Below are 3,379 nucleotides of genomic sequence, written 5' to 3' on the forward strand. Positions count from 1 at the left end.
GTTCCGGCCGGGGCGCCCGCACGCGCCGTCTCGCGCTACAGCTCGGAGGCCGCGGCCTCGTCCACCCAGAACACGGTCCTCTCCGCGCCGCGGGCGCCGGCCACCGGGGCCTCGTCCACGCTGCCCCCGGCCAGCCCCAGGCGCACCGCCTCGGCCTTGCCCTCGCCCGAGGCCAGCACCCACACCTCGCGGGCCGCGCGGATGGACGGCAGCGTCAGCGTCACCCGCTCCGTCGGCGGCTTGGGCGAGTCGCGCACCGCGGCGACGGACGCCTCGTCCTCGCGCACCCCCGACAGCCCGGGGAACAGCGAGGCCACGTGGGCGTCGGGGCCGACCCCCAGCAGGCACACGTCGAACACGGGCACGGGTCCCTCCCCGCGCGCCGCCACCGCCAGCTCCCGGCCGTAGCGGGTCGCCGCGTGCTCCACCTGGCCCCCGTCCAGCCCGTCGGAGGCGGGGATCGGGTGCACCTGGTGGCTCGGTACGGAGATCGAGTCGATCAGCGCCGCGCACGCCTGGGTCTCGTTGCGCTCGGGGTCCTTGTCCGGCAGGTAGCGCTCGTCCCCCCACCACAGGTGGACGTGGGCCCAGCTGATCCCGGCCTCGTTGGCGTGGTCGCGCACCGCCTCCAGGGCGCGGATGCCGATCCCGCCACCGGTCAGGACCAGGTGGAAGTCACGCTTGTCCGCCTCGGCCTGGACGATCATGTTGACCAGCTTCAACGCGACGCTGTCGGCCAGCCCCGCGGCGTCCGCGTGGCGGACGATCTCCGGTTCGCTCATCCTCGTGCTCCGCTCTCCGCGAGCAGCGGACCCAGGTGGTGGGCCGCGCTCTCGTAGGTCTCGTCGGCGTCCAGGCGGCGCAGCTCCTCGGCGAGCGCCAGTGCGGCGCCGCGCCGTGCCAGCGCCACCGTCTGGTCCGGCTGCCCGAACCGGGACAGCGTGGCCACCCTGCCGTCCACCCGGGAGACCGCGATGTCCCCCTCCGAGGTGGTCAGCCTGACCTCGGTCAGCCCGGGGCCGTGGGAGACGGCCCGTTCCACGGGCGCCTCCAGCCGGTCCGACAGCCACGCCGCCAGCAGTTCGGCGCTCGGGTAGTGCGCCTCGGCCGTCACCCTCGCCGAGTTCACCCACCCGCACGGCTGGTCCATGGCACTGGCCAGGAGCGAGCGCCACGGCGTCAGCCGGGTCCAGGTCAGGTCCGTGTCGCCCGGACGGTAGTGGGCCACCCGTTCCACGAGGTCCCGCAACGGGTCGGGGGCGCGCAGCGCGTCGGTGATGCGGCGCTGGGCCAGGCGGCCCACGGGGTCGGCGGCCGGGTTGAGGGGGCCCGCGCCCGGCCACCACGCCACCACGGGGGCGTCGGGGACCAGCAGCGGGGTGACCACCGAGTCCGCGTGCTCGCCGAGCGGACCGTACAGCCGGAGCAGTACGGCCTCGCCCGGCCCGGAGGTGCCGGGTCTGCGGATCTCGGCGTCGATGGCGGGTTCGGCGTCGGGGTCGCGCCGGATCAGGGCCACCACACGCGAGGGGTGCTCGCGTCCCGCCTCGGTGGCGGCGCGCACGGCGTCGTAGTGGTCGGCCTCGTCGGTGACGATGACCAGGGTCAGCACCATGTTCATGGCGCCGCCGCCGACGCTGAGCCGCTCGGACATGAGCGCCTCGGTGATCTGCGACGTCGTGGTGCGCGGCAGGTAGAGCGTCATGGGTTCCTCCCCGCGTGGTCGTGGCTGGTCACGGGCGCCGCCACTGGCGGCCGTCCCTGGCGAGCAGGTTCTCGGCGGACTCCGGGCCCCAGGTGCCCGAGCCGTACTGCTCGGGCCGGCCCGACTCGGCCCAGTACTCCTCGACCGGGTCGAGGATGCGCCAGGAGAGCTCGACCTCCTCCTGCCGCGGGAAGAGGGGCGGGTCGCCGATGAGCACGTCCAGGATGAGCCGCTCGTACGCCTCGGGGCTGGCCTCGGTGAAGGACTGCCCGTACGTGAAGTCCATGCTCACGTCACGGACCTCCATGCTCGCGCCCGGCACCTTGGAGCCGAACCGCAGCGTGACGCCCTCGTCCGGCTGGATGCGCAGCACCAGGGCGTTCTGCCCCAGTTCGCTGACGTCGGTGCGCGGGAACATCTGCTGCGGGGCGGCCTGGAACACCAGGGCCACCTCCGTCACCCGCCGGCCCAGCCGCTTGCCGGTGCGCAGGTAGAACGGCACCCCCGACCAGCGGCGGGTGTCCACCGCCAGCTTCAGCGCCGCGTAGGTCTCGGTCACGGAGTCGGAGGGGATGCCCTCCTCCTCCAGGTAGCCCCGCACCGCCGCGCCGCCCTGCCATCCCGCGGCGTACTGGCCGCGGGCGGTCCCGGTCCCCAGGTCCTCCGGCAGCGACACCGAGGCCAGGACCTTCTCCTTCTCGGCGCGGATCGCGTCCGCGCTGTAGGAGATCGGCTCCTCCATGGCGACGAGGGCCAGGAGCTGCAGGAGGTGGTTCTGGATGACGTCGCGGGCCGCGCCGATCCCGTCGTAGTAGCCCGCGCGTCCTCCCACGCCGATGTCCTCGGCCATGGTGATCTGCACGTGGTCCACGTAGCTGCGGTTCCACAGGGGCTCGAACAGGGTGTTGGCGAAGCGCAGCGCCAGGATGTTCTGGACCGTCTCCTTGCCCAGGTAGTGGTCGATGCGGAACACCGACGACGGCGGGAACACGTCGTCCACCACCGCGTTGAGCTCCTGCGCGCTCTCCAGGTCGTGGCCGAACGGCTTCTCGATCACCACCCGGCGCCAGGGGGTGACCCGCAGGCCGCCCCCGCCCGCGGGCCCGTCGTCCTCGCCGGGCTCGGCCAGGCCGGACCGCTTGAGCTGCTTGACCACCGTCGGGAACAGCTTGGGCGGCAGCGAGAGGTAGAACGCGTAGTTCCCGCCCGTGCCGCGCACCTCGTCGAGCTCGCGCACGGTCTCCGCCAGGCGGTCGAACGCGTCGTCGTCGTCCAGGTCGCCCTGAACGAACCGGACGCCCTCGCTGAGCTGGCGCCACACGTCCTCGCGGAACGGCGTGCGCGCGTACTTGCGCACCGCCTCGTGCGCCTGCTCGGCGAAGTCCTGGTCCTCCCAGTCGCGGCGGGCGAACCCCACCAGGCCGAAGCCCGGCGGCAGCATCCCCCGGTTGGCGAGGTCGTAGATCGCGGGCAGGAGCTTCTTCCTGGCCAGGTCGCCCGTGACGCCGAACAGCACCAGCACGCTGGGGCCGGCGATGCGGGGCAGTCTGCGGTCCAGGGCGTTGCGGAGCGGGTTGGGTACCGCTCCGGGCATCACCGGTTCTTTCACAGGTCTCTTCCTTCTGAGAGCGGCCGGTGGGCGGTGGCCGGCCGCCCGCGCCCACGCCTCGGGGG

General features: G+C 73.7%; 3 protein-coding genes. All 3 read right to left on the reverse strand.

From position 1 onward, the window contains the following. Window positions 1-35 precede the first annotated feature (35 nt). Genes pgl through zwf form a run of 3 tightly spaced genes read right to left on the reverse strand, consistent with a single transcriptional unit; the run spans window position 36 to window position 3,299 of the window. Window positions 36-782: a 6-phosphogluconolactonase gene (gene pgl / locus ACWGL3_RS31705; RefSeq protein WP_267949020.1), complete on the reverse strand. Its 747-nt coding sequence runs from the start codon at window positions 780-782 to the stop codon at window positions 36-38. Beyond that, window positions 779-1,705, reverse strand: coding sequence for a glucose-6-phosphate dehydrogenase assembly protein OpcA (locus ACWGL3_RS31710; protein WP_267949021.1), 927 nt, complete (start codon window positions 1,703-1,705; stop codon window positions 779-781). Before ACWGL3_RS31710 ends, pgl begins: the two co-directional genes overlap by 4 nt. Window positions 1,706-1,733: 28 nt before the next feature. After that, a complete protein-coding gene (gene zwf, locus ACWGL3_RS31715; RefSeq protein WP_267950321.1) occupies window positions 1,734-3,299 on the reverse strand; it encodes a glucose-6-phosphate dehydrogenase in 1,566 nt (521 codons plus the stop codon). Between the last annotated feature and the right edge of the window lie 80 nt (window positions 3,300-3,379).

The organism is Nocardiopsis sp. NPDC055824 (genome assembly GCF_053616335.1).